Source organism: Pseudomonas fluorescens (genome assembly GCF_902497775.2).
Classification (GTDB): domain Bacteria; phylum Pseudomonadota; class Gammaproteobacteria; order Pseudomonadales; family Pseudomonadaceae; genus Aquipseudomonas; species Aquipseudomonas putida_F.
In genome coordinates this window covers 5,496,019-5,517,926 of the sequence record NZ_OZ024668.1, presented here as the reverse complement: position 1 = coordinate 5,517,926, position 21,908 = coordinate 5,496,019, and the positions used below count along the sequence as shown (strand labels likewise).

Genomic DNA, 21,908 nt, shown 5'->3' with positions numbered 1-21,908 from the left:
ATTCTCTCCCTTAGACCTTAGCGCCGTTACGGCGAATGTCGACCAGAACGGCATCAATGCCGCGCTTGTCGATGATGCGCATGCCTTTGGCAGATACGCGCAGACGCACGAAACGCTTCTCGGACTCGACCCAGAAGCGATGATGCTGCAGGTTCGGCAGGAAACGACGACGGGTTTTGTTGTTTGCGTGGGAAATGTTATTCCCGGTTACCGGACCCTTACCGGTAACTTGACAGACTCTCGACATGCCTCAGCCCTCTAAAACCACATGCCCAACCCGGCATGGGTTGGCCGCTTAATCTCTCAGTCTTTGGCGCCAGGCGCCGTGTTTCTTCAGGGTCTTATCGACTCGGTCAGCAGATGCGACAAGCCGAGCCCCTAGAAAAGAGCGCTGCTTTATACCAGAAAGACCAGAGCACAACAACAGAAGATGTGCTTTGACTCGCTGTTCGACACGCCGGAGCAGCATAACCACTGGCCCGGCCGGCTGTCGACCGTCCGTCGCCCGATCGGCAAAAAAGGATATGGTCATTTGTCTCACAGCACACTAGGGTAGGACTTTTCCAGACTGCACTGGCAGATGGGCCATCGATCAGCCAAGGAATCCCCATGCGCGCTGCCGTTCTACCCCTGTTGTTCGCCACCTTGCTCGGCCCGGCTTTCGCCCAGGCGGCTGCGCTGAGTGTGTGCACCGAAGCCAGCCCCGAAGGCTTCGACGTGGTCCAGTACAACTCGCTGACCACCACCAATGCCTCGGCTGATGTGTTGATGAACAGCCTGGTCGGGTTCGACGCGCGCCAGGGCCAGGTGGTACCGAGCCTGGCCGAAAGCTGGACGGTGTCGCCAGACGGCCTGATTTACGAATTCAAGTTGCGCCCGGGGGTGAAATTCCACAGCACCGGCTACTTCAAGCCCGGCCGCACACTGGATGCTGACGACGTGCTGTTCAGCTTCCAGCGCATGCTCTACCCCGCCCATTCCTGGCACAAGATCGCCCAGCGCGGCTACCCCCACGCCCAGTCGCTGCAGTTGCCAAGCCTGATCAAACAGATCGAGGCCGTCGACCCGCTAACCGTGCGCTTTACCCTCGATCACCCCGACGCCACCTTCCTGGCCACCCTGAGCATGGGCTTTGCCTCGATCTACTCCGCCGAGTACGCCGACCAGTTGCTCAAGGCCGGCACACCGGAGAAGCTCAACAGCCAGCCGATCGGCACCGGGCCATTTGTGTTCAATCGTTTCCAGAAGGACGCAGTCATCCGCTACCGGGCCAACCCGGACTACTTTGCCGGCAAGCCGGGTATCGACCCACTGATCTTCGCTATCACCCCGGACGCCAACGTGCGCCTGCAAAAACTCAAGCGCAACGAGTGCCAGATTGCCCTCTCGCCGAAACCGCTGGATATCGCCGCGGCCACTGAAGACCCGACATTGAAAGTGGAAAAGACCGAAGCCTTCATGACCGCTTTCGTCGCCATCAATAGTCAACATGCACCGCTGGACAAGCCGGAAGTGCGTCAGGCCATCAACCTCGCCTTCGACAAGGCCAGCTACCTCAAGGCCGTTTTCGAGGACACCGCCGTCGCCGCCAATGGCCCGTACCCGCCCAACACCTGGAGCTACGCCAAGGACCTGCCCGGCTACCCGGCCAACCTCGACAAGGCCCAGGCGCTGCTGGCCAAGGCCGGCCTCAAGGATGGCTTCAGCACCACCATCTGGACCCGCCCGCAAGGCAGCCTGCTCAACCCCAACCCCAGCCTTGGCGCGCAATTGCTGCAGGCCGACCTGGGCAAGATCGGCATCAAGGCCGAGATCCGCGTGATCGAATGGGGCGAGCTGATCCGCCGGGCCAAGGCCGGCGAGCACGACCTGCTGTTCATGGGCTGGGCCGGCGACAGCGGCGACCCGGACAACTTCCTCAGCCCGCAGTTTTCCTGCGCTGCAGTCAAGTCCGGGACCAACTTCGCCCGCTACTGCGATCAGCGCCTCGACCAGTTGATTAGCGCCGGCAAGACCACCAACGACCAGAGCGTGCGCAGCCGCCTGTACCAGCAGGCCCAGACGCTGATCCAGCAACAGGCCTTGTGGCTGCCCCTGGCCCACCCGACCGCTGCCGTGCTGGCGCGCAAGGATGTCCAGGGTTACCAGGTCAGCCCATTCGGCCGCCAGGACTTTGCCGGGGTCAGCACCTCGCGCTAGAGCCAGCCGTGCTCGGCCATCGACAGCGGCTCACCGTCGCCGATGACAAAGTGGTCGAGCACGCGCACTTCGATCATATCCAGCGCCTTGGTCAGGCGCCGGGTCAGCACCCGGTCGGCATCGCTGGGCTCGCTGACCCCCGAAGGGTGGTTGTGGCAGAGGATCAACGCCGCAGCATTGTTCGCCAAAGCGCGCTTGATGACCTCGCGGGGATAGACACTGGCACTATTGATCGAGCCACGGAACAACACCTCAAAGCCGAGCGGCCGATGCTTTGTATCGAGGAAAAGGCAGCCGAATACTTCGCTCTTTTCATGTCGAAGCATGGATTTGAGGTATCGACGCACCTCAAGGGGACTTTGCAGTGCCGGATCGCGAACGATGGTTTCAGCCAGGTGCCGCCGCCCGATTTCCATTACAGCTTGCAACTGGGTAAATTTTGCAGGCCCTAGCCCGATTTCACGCTGAAATGCCGCTTGATCGGCTTCCAGCAGATACCTCAAGCCGCCAAATCGCTTCAACAGATGGCGGGCCAGATCAACCGCGCTCTTGCCCGCGACACCTGTCCGTAAAAACACAGCCAGAAGCTCAGCATCCGATAGACTACCCGCTCCGCGCTGTAACAGTTTTTCCCGCGGTCTTTCCGCCGCAGGCCAATCCCTGATACTCATGACAATTCCCTCTGTCTTTCGGTTACTGCTCCCGGTTTGAGCCCTGTGCTACATTAGCCCCTCATTTTTACGCGACGAACCGGCCTGGGGAGGCGTCGTCGCCGCGTGTAATCACTGAGCAAAAGGCAAGCCTATGCAGCGGCTGTATCGGAAGCGCATCGTTCTCGGCGTCGGCGGCGGCATTGCCGCCTACAAGAGTGCCGAGCTGGTTCGCCGACTCCTGGAACACGGCGCCCAAGTGCGCGTCGTCATGACTCGTGGCGGGGCCGAATTCATTACCCCGCTGACTATGCAGGCCCTGTCCGGGCACCCGGTGCACATGGACCTATTGGACCCTGCTGCCGAAGCGGCGATGGGCCATATCGAGCTGGCCAAATGGGCCGACCTGGTGCTGATTGCCCCAGCCACCGCCGACCTGCTCGCACGCCTGGCACAGGGTGTTGCCGACGATCTGCTGACCACCCTGGTCCTGGCTACCGACGCCACCGTGGCCGTGGCCCCGGCAATGAACCAGGCAATGTGGCGCGACCCGGCCACCCAGGCCAACCTCGAGCTGCTGCAAAGCCGTGATATCCAGGTGTTCGGCCCGGCCTCCGGCAGCCAGGCCTGTGGCGACGTGGGCCTGGGCCGCATGCTCGAAGCCACTGACCTTGCCTGGTGCGCCGCCGAGACCTTCAAGCGCGAGTCACTGACCGGCAAGCACGTGCTGATCACTGCCGGCCCGACCCAGGAAAACATCGACCCGGTGCGCTACATCACCAACCACAGTTCGGGGAAAATGGGCTTTGCCCTGGCCGAAGCGGCGGTTGAGGCTGGCGCCAAAGTCACCCTGGTCACGGGCCCGGTGAACCTGCCAACACCCGACCGGGTTACCCGCATCGACGTGGTCAGTGCCCGCGACATGCTCGCCGCCTGTGAAGCCGCCATCCCCTGCGATGTGTTCATCGCTTCGGCTGCGGTCGCAGACTACCGCCCAGAGGTGGTAGCCCCGCAAAAACTCAAGAAAGACCCTACGACAGGTGACGGCCTGCTGCTGCAGATGGTCCGCAATCCGGACATTCTCGCCAGCATCTCCACCCGTCCCGATCGCCCGTTCAGCGTCGGCTTTGCCGCCGAGACCGAACACCTGCTCGATTACGCCGCGCGCAAGCTCAAGGACAAGAACCTCGACCTGATTGTCGCCAACGATGTGGCCAACCCCAGCATCGGCTTCAACAGCGAGGAGAACGCCTGCAGCGTCATCGACCGCCAACTTCACGCCACTGTTTTCGCGCAGACCAGCAAGGGCAAGATCGCCCGCCAGCTGGTAGCTTTCATCGCCGAACGTCTCAACCAGGTTTAATTTCGCATGCACGCTCTACAAGCCAAGATTCTCGATCCACGCATCGGCGGCGAGTTCCCGCTGCCGCAGTACGCCACCCCGGGCTCGGCCGGCCTCGACCTGCGCGCCATGCTCAAGGAAGACACCGTCCTCGAGCCAGGCCAGACCCTGCTGATCCCTACCGGCCTGTCGGTGTACATCGGTGATCCGGGCCTGGCGGCATTGATCCTGCCGCGTTCGGGCCTTGGCCACAAACACGGCATCGTCCTTGGCAACCTGGTCGGCCTGATCGACTCCGACTACCAGGGCGAACTGATGGTCTCCTGCTGGAACCGCGGCCAGACGCCATTCACCATCGCCATCGGCGAACGCATCGCCCAGCTGGTACTGGTGCCGGTGGTACAGGCGCACTTCGATATCGTCGAAGCCTTCGATGAGAGCCAACGCGGCGCTGGCGGCTTTGGTCATTCCGGCAGCCATTGATCCGCCGGTTATCCAGCGCGAGCCAAGGATGGCGAACTCTCTGGCGAAATAGCCGTCAAAGCGTTCAGTTTGAGCCTGCCCTGCACGCCCTCTAAATTGGAGCTCCCCCAGAGATGAACGACATGGCACACCTGGTACCTGTACTTCCAGCCAGCATTTTCCGCGCTTATGACATCCGTGGCGTCGTCGGCGAAACCCTCACCGCCGAAACCGCCTACTGGATCGGTCGCGCCATCGGCGCGCAAACCCTGGCCCAGGGTGAGCCGAACATCTCGGTTGGCCGTGACGGCCGCCTGTCCGGGCCAATGCTGGTCGAGCAACTGATCAAGGGCCTGGTCGAAGCCGGCTGCAAGGTCAGCGACGTCGGCCTGGTGCCGACCCCGGCCCTGTACTACGCCGCCAACGTTTTGGCCGGCAAATCCGGCGTCATGCTCACCGGCAGCCACAACCCGCCGAACTACAACGGCTTCAAGATCGTCATCGCTGGCGACACCCTGGCCAACGAGCAGATCCAGGCCCTGTTGACCCGCCTGCAGACCAACGACCTGAGCCGTGGCGAAGGCAGCGTCGAGAAAGTCGAGATCCTCGAGCGCTACTTCACGCAGATCACCGGCGATATCAAGCTGGCGAAAAAACTCAAAGTGGTCGTCGACTGCGGCAACGGTGCGGCTGGCGTGATCGCCCCGCAACTGATCGAAGCCCTGGGCTGCGAAATGATCCCGTTGTTCTGTGAAGTCGACGGCAACTTCCCCAATCACCACCCAGACCCGGGCAAGCCGGAAAACCTGGTCGACCTGATCGCCAAGGTCAAGGAAACCGGCGCCGACCTGGGCCTGGCCTTCGACGGCGATGGTGACCGCGTCGGCGTGGTTACCAACACCGGTAGCATCGTCTATCCAGACCGCCTGCTGATGCTGTTCGCCCAGGACGTACTGGAACGCAACCCGGGCGCCGAAATCATCTTCGACGTCAAATGCACCCGTCGCCTGACCCCGCTGATCGAGCAGTACGGCGGCCGCGCGCTAATGTGGAAGACCGGTCATTCGTTGATCAAGAAGAAGATGAAGCAGACCGGCGCCCTGCTCGCAGGCGAGATGAGCGGCCACATTTTCATCAAGGAACGCTGGTATGGTTTTGACGACGGCATCTACAGTGCTGCGCGCCTGCTAGAGATCCTCAGCAAGGCCACAATCGATGCTGAACAGCTGTTCGCAGCGTTCCCGAACGATATTTCCACGCCGGAAATCAATATTGATGTGACCGACGAGGGTAAATTCAGCATCATTGATGCACTGCAACGCGATGCCGACTGGGGCAACGACGCCAACCTGACCACCATCGATGGTGTGCGGGTCGACTACTCCCACGGCTGGGGCCTGGTTCGCGCCTCCAACACCACGCCGGTGCTGGTATTGCGCTTCGAGGCCGACAATCACGCCGAACTGCAGCGTATCAAAGAGGTATTCCGCGCCCAACTGAAGCGCGTTGCCCCTGACCTGCAACCCGAGTTCTGACCGACTATCTGTTCCAATTGGAGCCCTGCATGACCCTCGATCGCGATGCCGCCACCCATGTCGCCCAGGTTTTGTCCGAAGCGCTGCCTTACATTCGCCGCTTTGTCGGCAAGACCCTGGTGATCAAATACGGCGGCAACGCGATGGAGAGCGAAGAGCTCAAAACCGGTTTTGCCCGCGATGTGGTGCTGATGAAAGCAGTGGGCATCAACCCGGTGGTGGTGCACGGTGGCGGCCCGCAGATCGGTGACCTGCTCAAGCGCCTGTCGATCGAAAGCCGCTTCGTCGACGGCATGCGTGTCACCGATGCGCAAACCATGGACGTGGTAGAGATGGTCCTCGGCGGCCAGGTCAACAAGGACATCGTCAACCTGATCAACCGCCATGGCGGCAGCGCCATCGGCCTGACCGGTAAAGATGCCGAGCTGATTCGGGCGAAGAAACTCACCGTCACTCGCCAGACGCCAGAGATGACCACCCCGGAAATCATCGACATCGGTCACGTTGGCGAAGTGGTCGGGGTTAACACCGACCTGCTCAACATGCTGGTCAAAGGTGACTTCATCCCGGTGATCGCGCCAATCGGCGTGGGCGCCAACGGCGAGTCGTACAACATCAACGCCGACCTGGTGGCGGGCAAGGTGGCCGAAGCGCTGAAGGCTGAAAAGCTGATGCTGCTGACCAATATCGCCGGCCTGATGGACAAGCAAGGCACCGTGCTCACCGGCCTGACCACCGAGCAGGTCAACGAACTGATCGCCGACGGCACCATCTATGGCGGCATGCTGCCGAAAATCCGCTGCGCCCTGGAAGCGGTGCAAGGCGGGGTCAACAGCTCGCACATCATCGATGGCCGGGTACCGAACGCAGTGCTGCTGGAGATCTTCACCGACAGCGGTGTGGGTACCTTGATTACCAATCACAAGCCGCGTTAAACCCTTTCGCGGGGCTTGTGGGAGCGGCGGTGCGGCGACCCGACTTGCCCCCCGCGATCAGACACAAAAAAGGCGACCCTCGGGTCGCCTTTTTGTTTGCCTCAGATACCGTACTGAGCCCGATAGGCCTCGACGGCCGGCAAGTGCTGCTTGAGCGCCGGGTCGTCGGCGAGGAACTGCAGCACCTGGGTCAGCGAGACAATGCTCACCACCGGAATGCCGAAGTCGCGCTCCACTTCCTGGATCGCCGACAGCTCGCCGTTGCCGCGCTCCTGGCGGTTCAGCGCAATCAGCACGCCAGCAGCCTTGGCTTGCTGGCCCTGGATGATCTGCATGACCTCGCGGATGGCGGTACCGGCAGTGATCACGTCGTCGATGATCAACACGTCGCCGGTCAGCGGTGCGCCCACCAGGCTGCCGCCTTCACCGTGGGCCTTGGCCTCTTTACGGTTGAAGCACCAGGGCAGGTCGAGATCATGGTGCTCGGCCAGGGCCACGGCAGTGGCTGCCGCCAGGGGGATACCCTTGTAGGCCGGGCCGAACAGCACGTCGAACGGGATCTTGCTGTCGACAATCGCCGCAGCATAGAAACGCCCGAGCTGAGCCAGGGCCGAACCGCTGTTGAACAGGCCGGCATTGAAGAAGTACGGGCTGGTGCGCCCGGACTTGAGGGTGAATTCACCGAAGCGCAGAACCCCGCGGTCGATGGCAAAACGAATGAAGTCGCGCTGATACGGCTGCATGAAGAGTCCCGGATACCACGGATTTAGCTAATTGAGTACAGCTCGGGTATCATACACGCACGAGATTTTTGGGGCCATTTATGCGGATCATCAGTGTGAACGTTAATGGCATTCAGGCTGCCGTTGAGCGTGGTTTGCTCAGCTGGCTACAAGCCCAGAATGCTGACGTCATCTGCCTTCAGGATACCCGCGCCTCGGCCTTTGAACTCGACGACCCAGCTTTCCAGCTCGATGGCTACTTCCTTTATGCCTGCGACGCAGAAGTTCCCGCCCAAGGCGGCGTGGCACTTTATTCGCGGTTGCAGCCCAAGGCAGTCATCAGCGGCCTGGGCTTCGAGACAGCCGACCGCTACGGACGTTACCTGCAGGCCGATTTCGACAAGGTAAGCATCGCAACCCTGTTGCTACCTTCGGGAATGAACGGCGATGAAGACTTGAACCAGAAGTTCAAGTTGATGGACGACTTCGCCAAGTACCTGGACAAGCAACGGCGCAAGCGTCGTGAGTACATCTACTGCGGCTCGTTGTACGTGGCGCAGCAGAAGCTCGACGTCAAGAACTGGCGCGATGGCCAGCAGTCTCCAGGCTTCCTGGCGCCAGAGCGCGCCTGGATGGACGAGATTGTCGGCAACATGGGTTATGTCGATGCCCTGCGCGAAGTCAGCCGTGAAGGCGACCAGTACAGCTGGTGGCCAGATAACGAACAGGCCGAGATGCTCAACCTGGGCTGGCGCTTCGACTATCAGTTGCTGACCCCGGGCCTGCGCCGCTTCGTGCGCAGCGCACGCCTGCCACGCCAGCCGCGCTTCTCCCAGCATGCGCCGCTGATCGTGGACTACGACTGGACGCTGACCATCTGATGGATTCAGCCACAAAAAAGCCGACTTCGCGTCGGCTTTTTTGTGGCTGCAGCTTTTAGCGGATCATTATTTGATCGGCCGCCAGGTCAGCGGGTAGCGATACGGCAGGCCGTCATTGGCCTTGACCCCGGCCATGATGGTCAGGATCAGCACGGCGATCATCAGCATGCCGAACAGCACCACACCGATCAGTACGAACATCAGCACGGCGCAGATGATCGAGGCAATGAACACGGTGATCTGAAAGTTCAACGCTTCCTTGCCCTGGGCATCGACGAACGGATCGACGTCTTTCTTCCAGATCCACATCACCAACGGCCCCAACAGGCTACCGAAGGGAAAGACCAGGCCCAACAGCGCGGCCAGGTGGCAGAACATTGCCCACTGCCGAACTTCGGCATTGGGAGTGGGCAACTGCAACGGCTGCTCGGTCATATTCTGCTCCTTGCCCGGGTTGAATTCAGTCGGCCAGCGAGGCTTGCTGCAGTTCAAACAGGTCGGTCATGCCTTTTTGCGCCAAGGCCAGCATGGCATTGAGCTCTTCTGGCTGGAACGGTGCGCCTTCGGCAGTGCCCTGAACCTCGATGAACCCACCCTGGCTGGTCATCACCACGTTCAGGTCGGTCTCGGCGGCCGAGTCTTCGAGGTAGTCCAGGTCGAGCACCGGCTCGCCCTGGTACATGCCCACCGAAACGGCAGCGATCATGTGCTTGAGCGGGTCACCGCCCTTCAGGCCGCCACGCTTCTTGACCACCCGCAGGGCGTCGACCAGGGCGACCATGGCGCCGGTGATCGATGCGGTACGGGTGCCCCCATCGGCCTGGATCACGTCGCAGTCGACGTACAGGGTGATGTCGCCCAGCTTGCTCATGTCCAGCGCAGCGCGCAGGGAGCGGCCGATCAGGCGCTGGATTTCGAGGGTGCGGCCGCCTTGCTTGCCGCGGCTGGCTTCACGCTGGTTACGCTCGCCGGTGGAGCGCGGCAGCATGCCGTACTCGGCCGTCAGCCAGCCTTGGCCCTGACCTTTGAGGAAGCGCGGGACACCGTTCTCGACACTGACAGTGCAGATGACTTTGGTGTCACCGAACTCGACCAGTACTGACCCCTCGGCGTGTTTGGTGTAGTTGCGGGTGATGCGGATCGAGCGGAGCTGATCGGCAGCGCGACCACTTGGACGTTTCATTTGGGATACCTGTACTGGACTTGAATCTGCCCAGCATTATAGAGCGCCCCGGGCAATGAGGACACGCCTATTGTCGCAGGGCCCGAAACTGGCGACCCAGGGCCGCAGGTCGGGTTTTTCCGGAGGTGCTCTGACTGTTTGTAACATCAGTGGATTGGGAGCCAGCGCCGCACTGCGCTACAATCCTGCGCCTCCAGCCATTGGCTTTCCTTCATCTTATTGCGCGAGGTACTTCCCATGGTGCACAGCATGACCGCTTTTGCTCGTGTCGAGCGCGCCGGTAGCCAGGGCACCCTGATCTGGGAACTGCGCTCAGTCAATCATCGCTACCTGGAGCCGCACCTGCGCCTGCCAGAAGCCTTCCGCGACCTCGAGGGCGCCGTGCGCGAAAGCCTGCGCCAGGGCCTGTCGCGCGGCAAGGTCGAATGCACCCTGCGCTTCAACGAAGAGAATAACGGCAAGGCCCTGCAGGTCGACCGCGAGCGCGCCGCGCAGCTGGTTGCCGCCGCCGAGACTGTGGCCAGCCTGATCAAGCAGCCGGCGCCGCTCAACCCGCTCGAAGTGCTGGCCTGGCCTGGCGTGCTGGTGGCCGATGCCGCCGACCCGCAGGCGCTCAACAGCGAAGCCATGGCCCTGTTCGAGGAGGCCCTGAACGAGCTGAAGAACGGCCGCAACCGCGAAGGCGCAGAACTTGCCCGGTTGATCAACGAGCGCCTGGACAACATGGCCGGCGAGGTCACCACCTTGCGCGCGCTGGTACCGCAGATGCTCGCCGCCCAACGGCAGAAAATCCTCGACCGCTTCAGCGACATGCAGGCCGAACTCGACCCGCAGCGCCTGGAGCAAGAGATGGTCATGCTCGCGCAAAAGAGCGATGTTGCCGAAGAACTCGACCGCTTGAGCACCCACGTCACCGAAGTGCGCCGGGTGCTCAAGTCCGGCGGCGCCGCTGGCCGGCGCCTGGACTTCCTGATGCAGGAGCTCAACCGCGAAGCCAACACCCTGGGCTCCAAAGCCTTCGACCCACGCAGCACCCAGTCCGCGGTCAACCTCAAGGTACTGATCGAGCAGATGCGTGAACAAGTACAGAACATTGAGTAAGGCCACCCCGACCATGAATCACAGCAGCGGCACCCTTTACATCGTTTCGGCCCCTTCCGGCGCCGGCAAGACCAGCCTGGTCAAAGCCCTGATCGACGCTGACAACAGCATCCAGGTCTCGGTCTCGCACACCACCCGGGCCATGCGCCCGGGCGAAGTGCACGGCGTGAACTACCACTTCGTCGAACACACCGAATTCAAGCTGATGATCGAGCAAGGCGACTTCCTCGAGCAAGCCGAGGTCTTCGGTAACTTCTACGGGACTTCGCGTAGCGCGCTGCAGCAGGCGCTCGACCAAGGCCAGGACCTGATCCTCGAGATCGACTGGCAAGGCGCCCAGCAGGTGCGCAAGTTGATGCCCGAGGCACGTTCGATCTTCATCCTGCCGCCGACCCAGGAAGCCCTGCGCCAGCGCCTGACCAACCGCGGCCAGGACAGCGACGAGATCATCGAAGGACGGATGCGTGAAGCAGTGAGCGAGATGAGTCACTACGACGAGTATGACTTCGTCATCATCAACGATGACTTCGCCACAGCGCTGGAAGACCTCAAGGCGGTGTTCCGCGCCAATCGCTTGCTGCAGGCCAACCAGCAGCAGCGTCATGGCCAGTTGCTCAAGCAATTGCTTGCCTGAGCAACCCGCCACTCCAGCCGCTTAACGGCGGCTGGAGACCGTGGCGTGACGGTGCAGGGTCATGCCCAGGAAGAACGCCGGCGCACGCAGGCGCGACAGCATCATCAGCACCAGGCCGAGCACGGTGATGATCATTGCGATCACGAACACCAGGCCCAACCCGCCAACATGCGAACCACTGCCGAACGACGGTGAAGCGCTGTCGATGGCCGTCTGCAGGAAGATCACCGAGAGGATGCCACCACCGAGCAGCGGGCACAGGCCGCGCAGGAGGAAGTGACGCAGGCTGTCGAACAGACTGTGGCGGAAGTACCAGACACAGGCGTAGGCGGTCAGCGAATAGTAGAAGCAGATCATCATGCCCAGGGCGGTGATGGTGTCAGCCAGGACATTCTCGCTCAGGGTACGCATGGTCACGTAGAACACGCCTGCGGCCATGCCGGCACAAATGGTGGCGTAGCGCGGGGTTTTCGAACGCGGGCAGACGCTGGCGAAGCGCTCAGGCACGGCGCCGTAGTAACCCATGGCCAGCAGCGTACGCGCCGGCGACACGAAGGTGGACTGCAGCGAGGCGGCAGTACTGGCCAGCACGGCGATCGACATCAGGATTGCCAGAGGCCCCATGACGGGACCGGCCAGGTGAGCGAAGACGTTTTCCTGGATGCGCGGGTTGTTCAGGCCCAGGCCAACGTCACCAATACCGGCAAATTGCAGGGTGGCGATTGCCGTGACCAGGTACAGACCGAGAATCAGCAACACCGTCAGGGTTGCCGCGCGGCCCGGGGTATCACCGCTGCCTACCGATTCTTCGCTGATGCTCAGGCACACGTCCCAGCCCCAGAAGATGAAGATCGACAGCGACAAGCCGGCGGTAAAGGCCGAGAACGACTCAACGCCGAAGGGGTTGAACCAGTCCAGGTCGAATTCCAGCGGCGGCGTCACCGAAGACTCGCCAAATGCGGCCATGGCAAAGCCCACCAGTACCACCAGCTGCAATGCCACCAGGCCGTACTGCACGGTCATGGTCGTGGCGATGCCGCGACAGCAGATCCACACCGCCATGGCGATGAACACGCAACAGGTGACCACATTGATCAGCAGGTTGTCGCTTAGCGCAGCCACCTCGTGGCTGCCGGTGATCTGCCCAAGGAATAGATAGAAGAAGTCGACGGCCACCCCGGCCAGGTTGGACAGCACGATGGTGGTCGCGGTGACCAGCCCCCAGCCGCCGATCCAGCCGATCATCGGGCCGAACGCCCGCGCCGACCAGGTAAAGGAAGTACCGCTGTCCGGCTCGGCCGCATTCAATTCGCGGTAACCCAGGGCCACCAGCAGCATCGGCAGGAAGCCAACGATGAATACCGCCGGCAGATGAGCCCCGACTTCACGCACGGTCGGGCCCAGCGCGCCGGTCAGGGTATAGACCGGAGCGATGGTGGAAATGCCCAGCACGATGCTGGCCAGCAGTCCGAGCCGGCCCTTGGCCAGCCCCTTGGATCGCCCGCCCTCACCTGGGGACAGGCCTGCTTTGTGTTCACTCATGAGTAGTTGCCGCCAATATTGGTATTGTTTTTCAGGACACCCCGCAGGGTGTCCGCTTTCACTCATTGAAACTTGTTGCGTGGTACTTCAAGCCCGGTTCAACCGGCTGACCTCATAGGGTCTTCTCCCGGATCTGCTCGCCCGTGGCACGGGCCAGGCATGCCTCACGGAACGCCTGGAACAGACGCAGCGAGACCGGGTTGTCGGCGAAGCGGTACTCGGGATGCCATTGCACACCGACCACAAAGCCTGGGGCGTCTTCCATGAACACCGCTTCGATCAGTCCATCGGGGGCCAATGCCTCGGCGCGCAAGCCGTCAGCCAGGCGATCGATGCCCTGGCTGTGCAGCGAATTGACCATGAAGCTGTGCTCCATCCCCAGGCGCTCGAACAGCCCGCCGGGCTGGACAGTCACCAGGTGACGGGGGCTGTATTGTTCTTCCAGCGGGGCATCCTGCGGCTCGCGGTGATCCAGGTAACCAGGCAGTTCCTGCACCCGCTGGTGCAGGGTGCCACCGAGGGCCACGTTGAGTTCCTGGAAACCACGGCAGATGCAGAACACCGGCACGCCGTCGGCAATCGCCGCCTGCAGCAGCGGCAGGGTCAGCCGATCGCGAAACACGTCGTGCCTGGTCCCTTCCACGCTGGGGGCGCCATTGTAATGATGCGGCTCGACATTTGAAGGCGAACCGGTAAAAAGAATGCCATCGAGCCGCTCCAGTACGCGGCGCGGGTCGCTGGGCTCGGCCCTTGCCGGGAGGATCAGGGGGATCCCGGCAAAGCCTGCGGCCTCGACATATTTGTCGCCAACGGTGTGCGACGAGTTCTTGCCCAGTTGCTGGCGGCAAGCGGAAACGCCAATCAAAGGCGGCATTCCAGTGGTAGTTTGCATGGGTTCACCCTCCCTTACAGCTTGATCCAGGTCGCCTTGAGTTCGGTGTATTTGTCGAAAGCGTGCAGCGATTTGTCCCGGCCGTTGCCCGACTGCTTGAAGCCGCCGAACGGGGCGGTCATGTCGCCGCCGTCGTACTGGTTGACCCAGACGCTGCCGGCACGCAGGGCGCGGGCGGTGTTGTGGGCACGGGAAATATTGCTGGTCCACACGGCCGCGGCCAGACCGAAAGGCGAGTCGTTGGCAATGGCGATGGCTTCTTCGGCGCTGTCGAAGGTGATCACCGACAACACCGGGCCGAAGATTTCTTCGCGGGCGATGCGCATGGCATTGGTTACGCCATCGAAGATCGCAGGCTGCACATACACGCCGCAGGTGTCTTCCAGTACACGCTCGCCGCCGGTGACCAGGGTGGCACCGTCAGCCTTGCCGGCTTCGATGTAACCGAGCACGGTATCCAGCTGGGTGCTGTCGACCAAGGCGCCGACACGGGTGTTCGGGTCCAGCGCATGGCCGGGTTTCCAGGCCTTGAGGGCCTCGACCACCATAGGCAGGAAGCGCTCCTTGATGCTGCGCTCGACCAACAGGCGCGAACCGGCAATGCACACCTCGCCCTGGTTGAAGGCGATGGCGCTGGCCGCAGCTTCGGCGGCGGCCTGCAGGTCCGGGGCGTCAGCGAAGACGATGTTCGGGCTCTTGCCCCCGGCTTCGAGCCAGACGCGCTTCATGTTCGACTCACCGGCGTAGACCATCAGCTGCTTGGCGATACGGGTGGAGCCGGTGAATACCAGGGTATCGACGTCCATGTGCAAGGCCAGGGCCTTGCCGACGGTGTGGCCGTAACCTGGCAACACGTTGAGCACACCCGCCGGCAAGCCTGCTTCGATTGCCAGCTGGGCAATACGAATGGCGGTCAGCGGCGATTTTTCGGACGGCTTGAGGATCACCGAGTTACCGGTGGCCAGGGCCGGGCCGAGTTTCCAGCAGGCCATCATCAGTGGAAAATTCCACGGAACAATGGCCGCGACCACGCCGACCGGCGAGCGGGTGACCAAACCCAGCTGGTCGGACGGGGTCGCAGCAACTTCGTCGTAAATCTTGTCGATGGCTTCGGCGTTCCAGCGAATGGCGTTGGCCGCCGCCGGGATGTCGATGCTCAGGGAATCGGCAATCGGCTTGCCCATGTCCAGGGTTTCCAGCAATGCCAGTTCTTCGGCATTGGCCAGAAGCAAATCAGCAAAGGCGATCAGCACCCGCTTGCGCTGGGCCGGGGCCTGGTCGGCCCAGACACCACTGTCGAAACTGCGCCGGGCAGCGGCCACGGCGCGTTCGGCGTCGGCGCTGTCACAGCTGGCGATCTGCGCCAGTTGGCGACCGTCGACCGGGCTTGCGCAGTCGAAGGTCTCGCCGGACACACTGGCGCAGTACTGGCCGTCGATAAAGGCGCGGCCTTCGATGTTCAGGCCCTGGAAAAGCTGTTCCCAGTGTTGGCGTGGTGCTGTTGTCATTGTTGTTCTCTCCGGCGTCACACCGTGTGCAGGTACCAGTTGTATTCGAGGTCGGAAATCGACACCTCGAACTCAGCCATCTCGCTTTCCTTGCAGGCGACAAAAATATCGATGTAGTCCGGGCTGATGTATTTGTTCAGCACTTCACTGTCATCGAGCTCACGCAGCGCATCGCGCAGGTTGTTCGGCAGGCTCTGCTCCAGTTGCTCGTAGGAGTTGCCTTCGATAGGCGCTCCCGGCTCGATCTGGTTGGTCAGACCGTGGTGGATGCCGGCGAGGATGGCCGCCATCATCAGGTACGGGTTGGCGTCAGCGCCGGCGACACGGTGCTCGATGCGCACGGCATCGCTGCTGCCGGTCGGTACGCGGACCGCTACGGTGCGGTTGTCCAGGCCCCAGCTCGGCGCGTTGGGCACATAGAACTGAGCACCGAAACGCCGGTAGGAGTTGATGTTCGGGCACAAGAAGGCCATCGACGCCGGCATGGTCTCCAGCACGCCACCAATGGCGTGGCGCAGGGTTTCGCTTTGCTCGGGGTCTTCGCTGGTGAAAATGTTCTTGCCGGTTTTCTTGTCCAGCAACGAGATGTGCACATGCAGGCCGTTACCGGCCTGGCCCGGATAGGGCTTGGCCATGAAGGTGGAGTCCATTTCATGGTCGTAGGCGATGTTCTTGATCAGGCGCTTGAGCAACACCGCGTAGTCACAGGCCTTCATTGGGTCGGCAACGTGGTGCAGGTTGACCTCGAACTGCGCCGGGGCACTTTCCTTGACGATCGCATCTGCCGGGATGCCCTGCTCCTTGGCGGCTTCGAGCATGTCTTGCAGGCAATCGACGTATTCGTCGAGGTCGTCGATCAGGTACACCTGGGTCGACTGCGGGCGCTTGCCGGAAATCGGCGAGCGCGGCGGTTGCGGGCGGCCGTTGAGGTTGTCCTGGTCGATCAGGTAGAACTCGAGCTCAAACGCCGCGCAGATATCCAGCCCCAGCGCATCGAACTTTTCCACGACACCGCGCAGCACTTCCCGCGGGTCGGCGAAGAACGGCGTACCGTCCAGCTCGTGCATGGTCATCAGCAATTGCGCGGTCGGGCGTTTCTGCCAGGGCTCGTAGGCCAAGGTGCCAGGGATCGGGAAGCAGATGCGGTCGGCATCGCCGATGTCCAGGCCAAGGCCTGTGCTTTCGACGGTCGAGCCGTTGATGTCCAGGGCAAACAGCGAAGCCGGCAGGTTGATGCCTTTTTCGTAGACTTTAACCAGGCTTGCACGCTCGATGCGCTTGCCGCGCACCACGCCGTTCATGTCTGCAATCAGCAGATCGACAAATTGCACCTCAGGGTGGGCCTGGAGAAATTCACCCATCTCATCGAGAGGGATGGCGCACGGGGAGACCGACGTCATGGCTAGGCATCCTTTGATTTTTTATCGAACGACATGGAGGAGGTACTACTGCGCTATCGGGAGCGGCGATGGTTTCATTTGTTCTTTTTAAGTGGTCCCATCGTGGGGAACAGCTGAACGCCGTGGCTTCGCACGGACGTTCCAGATTTTTCTGACAACGTCGCGACTTGATTCACGACTGCCGCCTCACTATAGAATGGCCCCCACGCAACAGACATTGGCATTTAGGCAAGTAAAGAGTGCATCCATGCAATATCAGATCAGCCACGCCGACCTTTCCCTGGTGCTTGCACTGGTCCGCGGCCGCTCCCTGGCCAAGGCCGCCGAGCTGCTGAAGGTCGATGTATCGACTGTTTTTCGTTCGATCCGGCGCATGGAAGCCGCCCTTGGTACCGCGTTATTCGTCAAAAGCCGCAAGGGCTACATTCCCACCGGCACCGCCCAGGCCCTGGCCGAACAGGCCGAGCGCGCTGAACAGGCGCTGGATGCCGCGCGGGTGGCACTGGAGCATGGTGAGCAGGTCGTCAGCGGCACGGTGCGCCTGACCTGTACCGACGCCGTGTTGCACAGCCTGCTGCTGCCGGCGCTGGCCGAGTTCATGCCGGCATATCCGGCGCTGTCGCTGGAGCTGGCAACCTCCAACACCTTTGCCAACCTCAGCCGACGGGATGCCGACCTGGCCCTGCGCTTGACCAACACCCCGCCGGAGCACCTGGTCGGACGCTGCCTGGGGGCTGCGTCCTACGTGATTTGCGGGCGTGAGGAGTTTCGTGAAAGGCTCAAGGAGCCCAGCCTGCCCTGGATCGCCCCGGATGACACCATGCAGGATCACCCCACCGTGGTCTGGCGCAGCGAGCACCTGCCCGGGGTGACGCCGCGCTACCGCTGCAGCAGCATCTCCGCCATCGCCCAACTGGTGACCGCCGGGCTCGGCGTGGCCGCCCTGCCCGACTACATGGCCCACGACTTGCCCGGCGTCGACCCCCTCAGCGATGCCTTGCCCGGCTGCGACACCGAACTGTGGCTGCTGACCCGTCCGGATTGCCGGGCATTGCGCTCGGTGCAGACGCTGTTCGACGAATTGACCCCGCGGCTGCGTGATGCACTCGGTCGGCAGTAAAAGACAAGACAGTTGTGTTAGAGCCCTCTAAGTGGTTATCGTCGAGGGACCAAGGGCTCGAAATGAAATCAGCGCTTCCCTAAAGGCTGGTGATTTTTTAAACTATCGAGTCCGCTCGCCCATTTGGGCTGAACACCGCATTTGCTACTTGAGGAAGACCATGGCCCGCGTAACCGTTGAAGACTGCCTAGAACACGTGGATAACCGTTTTGAGCTGGTCATGCTCTCCACCAAGCGTGCCCGTCAACTGGCCACCGGCGGCAAAGAGCCGAAAGTGGCATGGGAAAACGACAAGCCTACCGTTGTTGCCCTGCGCGAAATCGCTGAAGGCATCTGCACCCCTGAGTTCATGGCCGAACAAGATATCCGCACTCAAGAAGATCCGATCTTCGCGTTCGGTGAGGAAGAGAACAACGAGGCGGTCTAAGCCCATGCCTGGTCGACGTAGTACGGCGCCGGTCACCGTCCCTTGGCAAGAGGTAATCCCATGCCGAGCATAGACGCCCTCGCCGATCGCTTGTCGACCTACCTCGGCGCTGACCAGGTCAATCTGGTGCGCCGGGCGTACTTCTACGCCGAACAAGCACACGACGGCCAGCGCCGTCGTAGCGGCGAAGCCTACGTCACGCATCCGCTGGCGGTGGCAAGCATCCTTGCCGACATGCACATGGACCATCAGAGCCTGATGGCGGCCATGCTGCATGACGTGATCGAAGACACCGGCATCGCCAAGGAAGCGCTCAGCTCGCAATTTGGCGAAACCGTGGCCGAACTGGTCGACGGCGTCAGCAAGCTGACCCAGATGAACTTCGAGACCAAGGCCGAAGCCCAGGCGGAAAACTTCCAGAAAATGGCCATGGCCATGGCCCGGGACATCCGCGTGATCCTGGTCAAGCTGGCCGACCGCCTGCACAACATGCGCACCCTCGAAGTGCTGTCCGGCGAAAAACGCCGGCGCATCGCCAAAGAAACCCTGGAAATCTACGCGCCCATCGCCAACCGCCTGGGCATGCACAGCGTGCGCGTAGAGTTCGAAGACCTCGGCTTCAAGGCCATGCATCCGATGCGCTCGGCGCGCATCTACCAGGCGGTCAAGCGCGCCCGCGGCAACCGCAAGGAAATCGTCAACAAGATCGAAGAGTCGCTGGCCCACTGCCTGGCGGTCGACGGTATCGAGGGCGAAGTCAGCGGCCGGCAAAAGCACCTCTATGGCATCTACAAGAAGATGCGCGGCAAACGCCGAGCCTTCAACGAGATCATGGATGTCTACGCGTTCCGCATCATTGTCGACAAGGTCGACACCTGCTACCGCGTGCTGGGCGCCGTGCACAACCTGTACAAGCCGCTGCCGGGGCGCTTCAAGGATTACATCGCGATCCCCAAGGCCAACGGCTACCAGTCGCTGCATACCACGCTGTTCGGCATGCACGGGGTGCCCATCGAGATCCAGATCCGCACCCGCGAAATGGAAGAGATGGCCAATAACGGCATTGCCGCCCACTGGCTGTACAAGTCCAGTGACGACGAGCAGCCCAAGGGCACCCACGCCCGGGCACGCCAGTGGGTCAAAGGCGTGCTGGAGATGCAGCAACGTGCGGGCAACTCCCTGGAATTCATCGAAAGCGTAAAGATCGACCTGTTCCCGGACGAGGTCTACGTGTTTACGCCCAAAGGCCGGATCATGGAGCTGCCCAAAGGCTCCACGGCGGTCGACTTCGCCTACGCGGTGCACACCGATGTCGGCAACAGCTGCATTGCCTGTCGCATCAACCGCCGCCTGGCGCCATTGTCCGAACCGCTGCAAAGCGGCTCGACGGTCGAGATCGTCAGCGCCCCGGGTGCGCGGCCGAACCCGGCTTGGCTCAACTTCGTGGTGACCGGCAAGGCCCGAACGCACATCCGGCACGCACTCAAGCTGCAGCGCCGCTCGGAGTCCATCAGCCTTGGCGAACGCCTGCTGAACAAGGTCCTCAACGGGTTCGACAGCGCCCTGGACAAGATCCCCCAGGAGCGCATCCAGGCCATGCTCGGCGAGTACCGCCTGGATCTGATCGAAGACCTGCTCGAAGACATCGGCCTGGGCAACCGCATGGCCTATGTGGTGGCCCGCCGCCTGCTGTCCACCGAGGGCGAGCAACTGCCAAGCCCGGAAGGCCCGCTGGCCATTCGCGGTACCGAAGGCCTGGTCCTGAGCTACGCCAAATGCTGCACGCCGATCCCGGGCGACCCGATTGTCGGTCACCTGTCGGCGGGCAAAGGCATGGTCGTGCACCTGGAAAACTGCCGCAACATCAGCGAAATCCGCCACAACCCGGAAAAATGCATCCAGCTGTCCTGGGCCAAGGATGTCACCGGCGAATTCAACGTCGAGCTGCGCGTCGAGCTTGAGCACCAGCGCGGCCTGATCGCGCTGCTGGCCAGCAGCGTCAATGCCGCCGACGGCAATATCGAGAAAATCAGCATGGATGAACGCGATGGTCGCATCAGCGTGGTCCAACTGGTGGTCAGCGTGCACGACCGTGTGCACCTGGCACGCGTGATCAAGAAACTACGCGCCCTGACCGGGGTGATCCGAATCACCCGCATGCGTGCGTAGCCCAATAACAGCAAGGAGTCATCATGACCAAGACCGTCATCACCAGTGACAAGGCCCCAGCCGCCATCGGCACCTACTCCCAGGCGATCAAGGCCGGCAACACGGTGTACATGTCCGGGCAGATCCCGCTGGACCCGAAAACCATGGAACTGGTCGAAGGCTTCGAAGCCCAGACCGTCCAGGTCTTCGAAAACCTCAAGGCCGTTGCTGAAGCCGCTGGCGGTTCGTTCAAGGACATCGTCAAGCTGAACATCTTCCTCACCGACCTGAGCCACTTCGCCAAGGTCAACGAGATCATGGGCAAGTACTTCGACCAGCCGTATCCGGCTCGCGCCGCCATCGGCGTTGCTGCCCTGCCGAAGGGTTCGCAGGTTGAAATGGATGCCATCCTGGTCATCGAGTAACACCCCCGAAGGCGCGCCGCCCGGTGCGCCTTCATCCCCCGCCCCTGCAAGGACCCCCGCCATGCGCTACGCGCTCGCCCTGTCGCTGCTCGCCACCCTGTTGAGCGGCTGCGCCAGCCACAGCCCGGAAGACCTCAACGGTACCTGGATCAATCAGAACGCCATCGATGCCGCCGCCAAAGGTTCCAACCTGCGCCAGGCCCTGCTCGCCAACGGCCCGAACCTTGAATGGAAGGTCAACGTCGCCGCCGGCCAGGCCACCTACAGCAATGGTTTCGAAGCCGGAGACGGCAAGCTCAAGGCGCTCAAGGACGGCCAGTGGGAAGTCGATTTCTACGGCAACTACGTCGAAACCCTGAGCCTGGACGGTGATGAGCTGGTCCAGGCGGCCAGCGAAGCCAATGGCCAGCAGAGTTTCCAGCGTGCCGAAACGCCGGCACCGATCGACGCGCCGGCCGGCACCACCTTTGAAACAGCGCTGTACAGCGCTTACCTGAGTGGCAACTGGAAGATTGTCGAAGGCCCGGGCCAGGGAGCGCTGGTACATTTTCGCGCCAACGGCAGCCTCGATGGCCTGCCCGGCCTGGATCGCTACGCCCTGTGCCTGGCTGGCGATTGCGCGGCCATGAGCGGCGAGTTCGACAGCCTGTGGCTGGAACGCAACCAGCAGGGCAACCCGTGGATCTTCAAGCGTGACGGCAAACAGCTGGAAATCTTCCAGGCCGTCAACAAGGCCCAGGCCGACGAGATGCCGGATTTGCATCCTGGCACCCGCCGCTGGCTGCTTGAGCGTCAGTAAGGG

21 protein-coding genes and 1 pseudogene are annotated in these 21,908 nt (G+C 62.1%); 13 read left to right on the top strand and 9 right to left on the bottom strand.

The window, feature by feature from the left end; all coding sequences use genetic code 11:
- Positions 1-10 precede the first annotated feature (10 nt).
- On the bottom strand, positions 11-247 hold the full coding sequence (gene rpmB, locus F8N82_RS25395) for a 50S ribosomal protein L28 (protein WP_010225868.1): 237 nt from the start codon (positions 245-247) through the stop codon (positions 11-13).
- 362 nt (positions 248-609) lie between these two features.
- Between rpmB and F8N82_RS25390 the strand changes: the two genes are divergently transcribed.
- The gene (locus F8N82_RS25390) at positions 610-2,199 is read left to right on the top strand and encodes an ABC transporter substrate-binding protein (RefSeq protein WP_038998036.1); all 1,590 of its coding nucleotides are present in this window, start codon (positions 610-612) and stop codon (positions 2,197-2,199) included.
- Here the strand turns inward: F8N82_RS25390 and radC are convergent.
- Complete coding sequence (radC, locus tag F8N82_RS25385) at positions 2,196-2,870, bottom strand: RadC family protein (RefSeq protein WP_038998035.1); 675 nt, start codon at positions 2,868-2,870, stop codon at positions 2,196-2,198. The two genes, F8N82_RS25390 and radC, sit on opposite strands and share 4 nt — an antisense overlap.
- A gap of 133 nt (positions 2,871-3,003) precedes the next feature.
- Between radC and coaBC the strand changes: the two genes are divergently transcribed.
- The 4 genes and pseudogenes from coaBC (at position 3,004) to argB (ending at position 7,123) form a co-directional block, all read left to right on the top strand.
- Positions 3,004-4,212 carry a bifunctional phosphopantothenoylcysteine decarboxylase/phosphopantothenate--cysteine ligase CoaBC gene (coaBC, locus tag F8N82_RS25380; RefSeq protein ID WP_010225871.1) on the top strand — a complete coding sequence of 403 codons (1,209 nt, stop codon included), beginning with the start codon at positions 3,004-3,006 and terminating at the stop codon, positions 4,210-4,212.
- 6 nt (positions 4,213-4,218) lie between these two features.
- Positions 4,219-4,674 carry a dUTP diphosphatase gene (gene dut, locus F8N82_RS25375; RefSeq protein WP_038998032.1) on the top strand — a complete coding sequence of 152 codons (456 nt, stop codon included), beginning with the start codon at positions 4,219-4,221 and terminating at the stop codon, positions 4,672-4,674.
- A 137-nt stretch (positions 4,675-4,811) separates the two neighbouring features.
- Positions 4,812-6,188 (top strand): annotated as a pseudogene (locus F8N82_RS25370) (phosphomannomutase/phosphoglucomutase); the annotation flags it as partial.
- 29 nt (positions 6,189-6,217) lie between these two features.
- Positions 6,218-7,123: an acetylglutamate kinase gene (gene argB / locus F8N82_RS25365; protein WP_010225876.1), complete on the top strand. Its 906-nt coding sequence runs from the start codon at positions 6,218-6,220 to the stop codon at positions 7,121-7,123.
- Positions 7,124-7,224: 101 nt separating this feature from the next.
- On the opposite strand, the gene pyrE is transcribed toward argB, so the two are convergent.
- The gene (gene pyrE, locus F8N82_RS25360) at positions 7,225-7,866 is read right to left on the bottom strand and encodes an orotate phosphoribosyltransferase (RefSeq protein WP_038998028.1); all 642 of its coding nucleotides are present in this window, start codon (positions 7,864-7,866) and stop codon (positions 7,225-7,227) included.
- Positions 7,867-7,946: 80 nt separating this feature from the next.
- Between pyrE and F8N82_RS25355 the strand changes: the two genes are divergently transcribed.
- Positions 7,947-8,726: an exodeoxyribonuclease III gene (locus F8N82_RS25355; RefSeq protein ID WP_010225880.1), complete on the top strand. Its 780-nt coding sequence runs from the start codon at positions 7,947-7,949 to the stop codon at positions 8,724-8,726.
- Between the two features lie 66 nt (positions 8,727-8,792).
- Here the strand turns inward: F8N82_RS25355 and F8N82_RS25350 are convergent, their stop codons facing one another.
- Together F8N82_RS25350 and rph are read right to left on the bottom strand one after the other, a co-directional pair.
- Complete coding sequence (locus tag F8N82_RS25350) at positions 8,793-9,161, bottom strand: DUF4870 domain-containing protein (protein WP_038998027.1); 369 nt, start codon at positions 9,159-9,161, stop codon at positions 8,793-8,795.
- A 25-nt stretch (positions 9,162-9,186) separates the two neighbouring features.
- Entirely contained in the window at positions 9,187-9,909 is a 723-nt protein-coding gene (rph, locus tag F8N82_RS25345) for a ribonuclease PH (RefSeq protein ID WP_038998026.1), read from the bottom strand.
- A gap of 237 nt (positions 9,910-10,146) precedes the next feature.
- Between rph and F8N82_RS25340 the strand changes: the two genes are divergently transcribed.
- On the top strand, positions 10,147-11,010 hold the full coding sequence (locus F8N82_RS25340; RefSeq protein ID WP_038998024.1) for a YicC/YloC family endoribonuclease: 864 nt from the start codon (positions 10,147-10,149) through the stop codon (positions 11,008-11,010).
- A gap of 13 nt (positions 11,011-11,023) precedes the next feature.
- Positions 11,024-11,644 carry a guanylate kinase gene (gmk, locus tag F8N82_RS25335; RefSeq protein WP_038998022.1) on the top strand — a complete coding sequence of 207 codons (621 nt, stop codon included), beginning with the start codon at positions 11,024-11,026 and terminating at the stop codon, positions 11,642-11,644.
- Between the two features lie 21 nt (positions 11,645-11,665).
- Here gmk and F8N82_RS25330 read toward each other — a convergent pair whose 3' ends face one another.
- From F8N82_RS25330 to F8N82_RS25315, 4 genes are all read right to left on the bottom strand, one after another.
- Positions 11,666-13,186 carry an APC family permease gene (locus F8N82_RS25330; protein ID WP_038998021.1) on the bottom strand — a complete coding sequence of 507 codons (1,521 nt, stop codon included), beginning with the start codon at positions 13,184-13,186 and terminating at the stop codon, positions 11,666-11,668.
- Positions 13,187-13,298: 112 nt separating this feature from the next.
- The gene (locus F8N82_RS25325) at positions 13,299-14,078 is read right to left on the bottom strand and encodes a gamma-glutamyl-gamma-aminobutyrate hydrolase family protein (RefSeq protein WP_038998020.1); all 780 of its coding nucleotides are present in this window, start codon (positions 14,076-14,078) and stop codon (positions 13,299-13,301) included.
- A 14-nt stretch (positions 14,079-14,092) separates the two neighbouring features.
- Positions 14,093-15,586 (bottom strand): aldehyde dehydrogenase, encoded by a 1,494-nt coding sequence (locus tag F8N82_RS25320; RefSeq protein ID WP_038998019.1) that lies wholly within the window; start codon positions 15,584-15,586, stop codon positions 14,093-14,095.
- A 17-nt stretch (positions 15,587-15,603) separates the two neighbouring features.
- Positions 15,604-16,986, bottom strand: coding sequence for a glutamine synthetase family protein (locus F8N82_RS25315; protein ID WP_038998017.1), 1,383 nt, complete (start codon positions 16,984-16,986; stop codon positions 15,604-15,606).
- Between the two features lie 247 nt (positions 16,987-17,233).
- Here F8N82_RS25315 and F8N82_RS25310 point away from each other — a divergent pair, with 247 nt between their 5' ends.
- The 5 genes from F8N82_RS25310 (at position 17,234) to F8N82_RS25290 (ending at position 21,905) form a co-directional block, all read left to right on the top strand.
- Positions 17,234-18,106, top strand: coding sequence for a LysR family transcriptional regulator (locus F8N82_RS25310; RefSeq protein ID WP_038998016.1), 873 nt, complete (start codon positions 17,234-17,236; stop codon positions 18,104-18,106).
- A 160-nt stretch (positions 18,107-18,266) separates the two neighbouring features.
- A complete protein-coding gene (rpoZ, locus tag F8N82_RS25305) occupies positions 18,267-18,533 on the top strand; it encodes a DNA-directed RNA polymerase subunit omega (protein WP_038998015.1) in 267 nt (88 codons plus the stop codon).
- 60 nt (positions 18,534-18,593) lie between these two features.
- Complete coding sequence (gene spoT / locus F8N82_RS25300) at positions 18,594-20,702, top strand: bifunctional GTP diphosphokinase/guanosine-3',5'-bis pyrophosphate 3'-pyrophosphohydrolase (RefSeq protein ID WP_038998014.1); 2,109 nt, start codon at positions 18,594-18,596, stop codon at positions 20,700-20,702.
- A 23-nt stretch (positions 20,703-20,725) separates the two neighbouring features.
- Positions 20,726-21,106 (top strand): RidA family protein, encoded by a 381-nt coding sequence (locus F8N82_RS25295; protein ID WP_003229509.1) that lies wholly within the window; start codon positions 20,726-20,728, stop codon positions 21,104-21,106.
- A gap of 61 nt (positions 21,107-21,167) precedes the next feature.
- On the top strand, positions 21,168-21,905 hold the full coding sequence (locus tag F8N82_RS25290; RefSeq protein WP_038998013.1) for a hypothetical protein: 738 nt from the start codon (positions 21,168-21,170) through the stop codon (positions 21,903-21,905).
- The last annotated feature ends 3 nt before the right edge of the window (positions 21,906-21,908 follow it).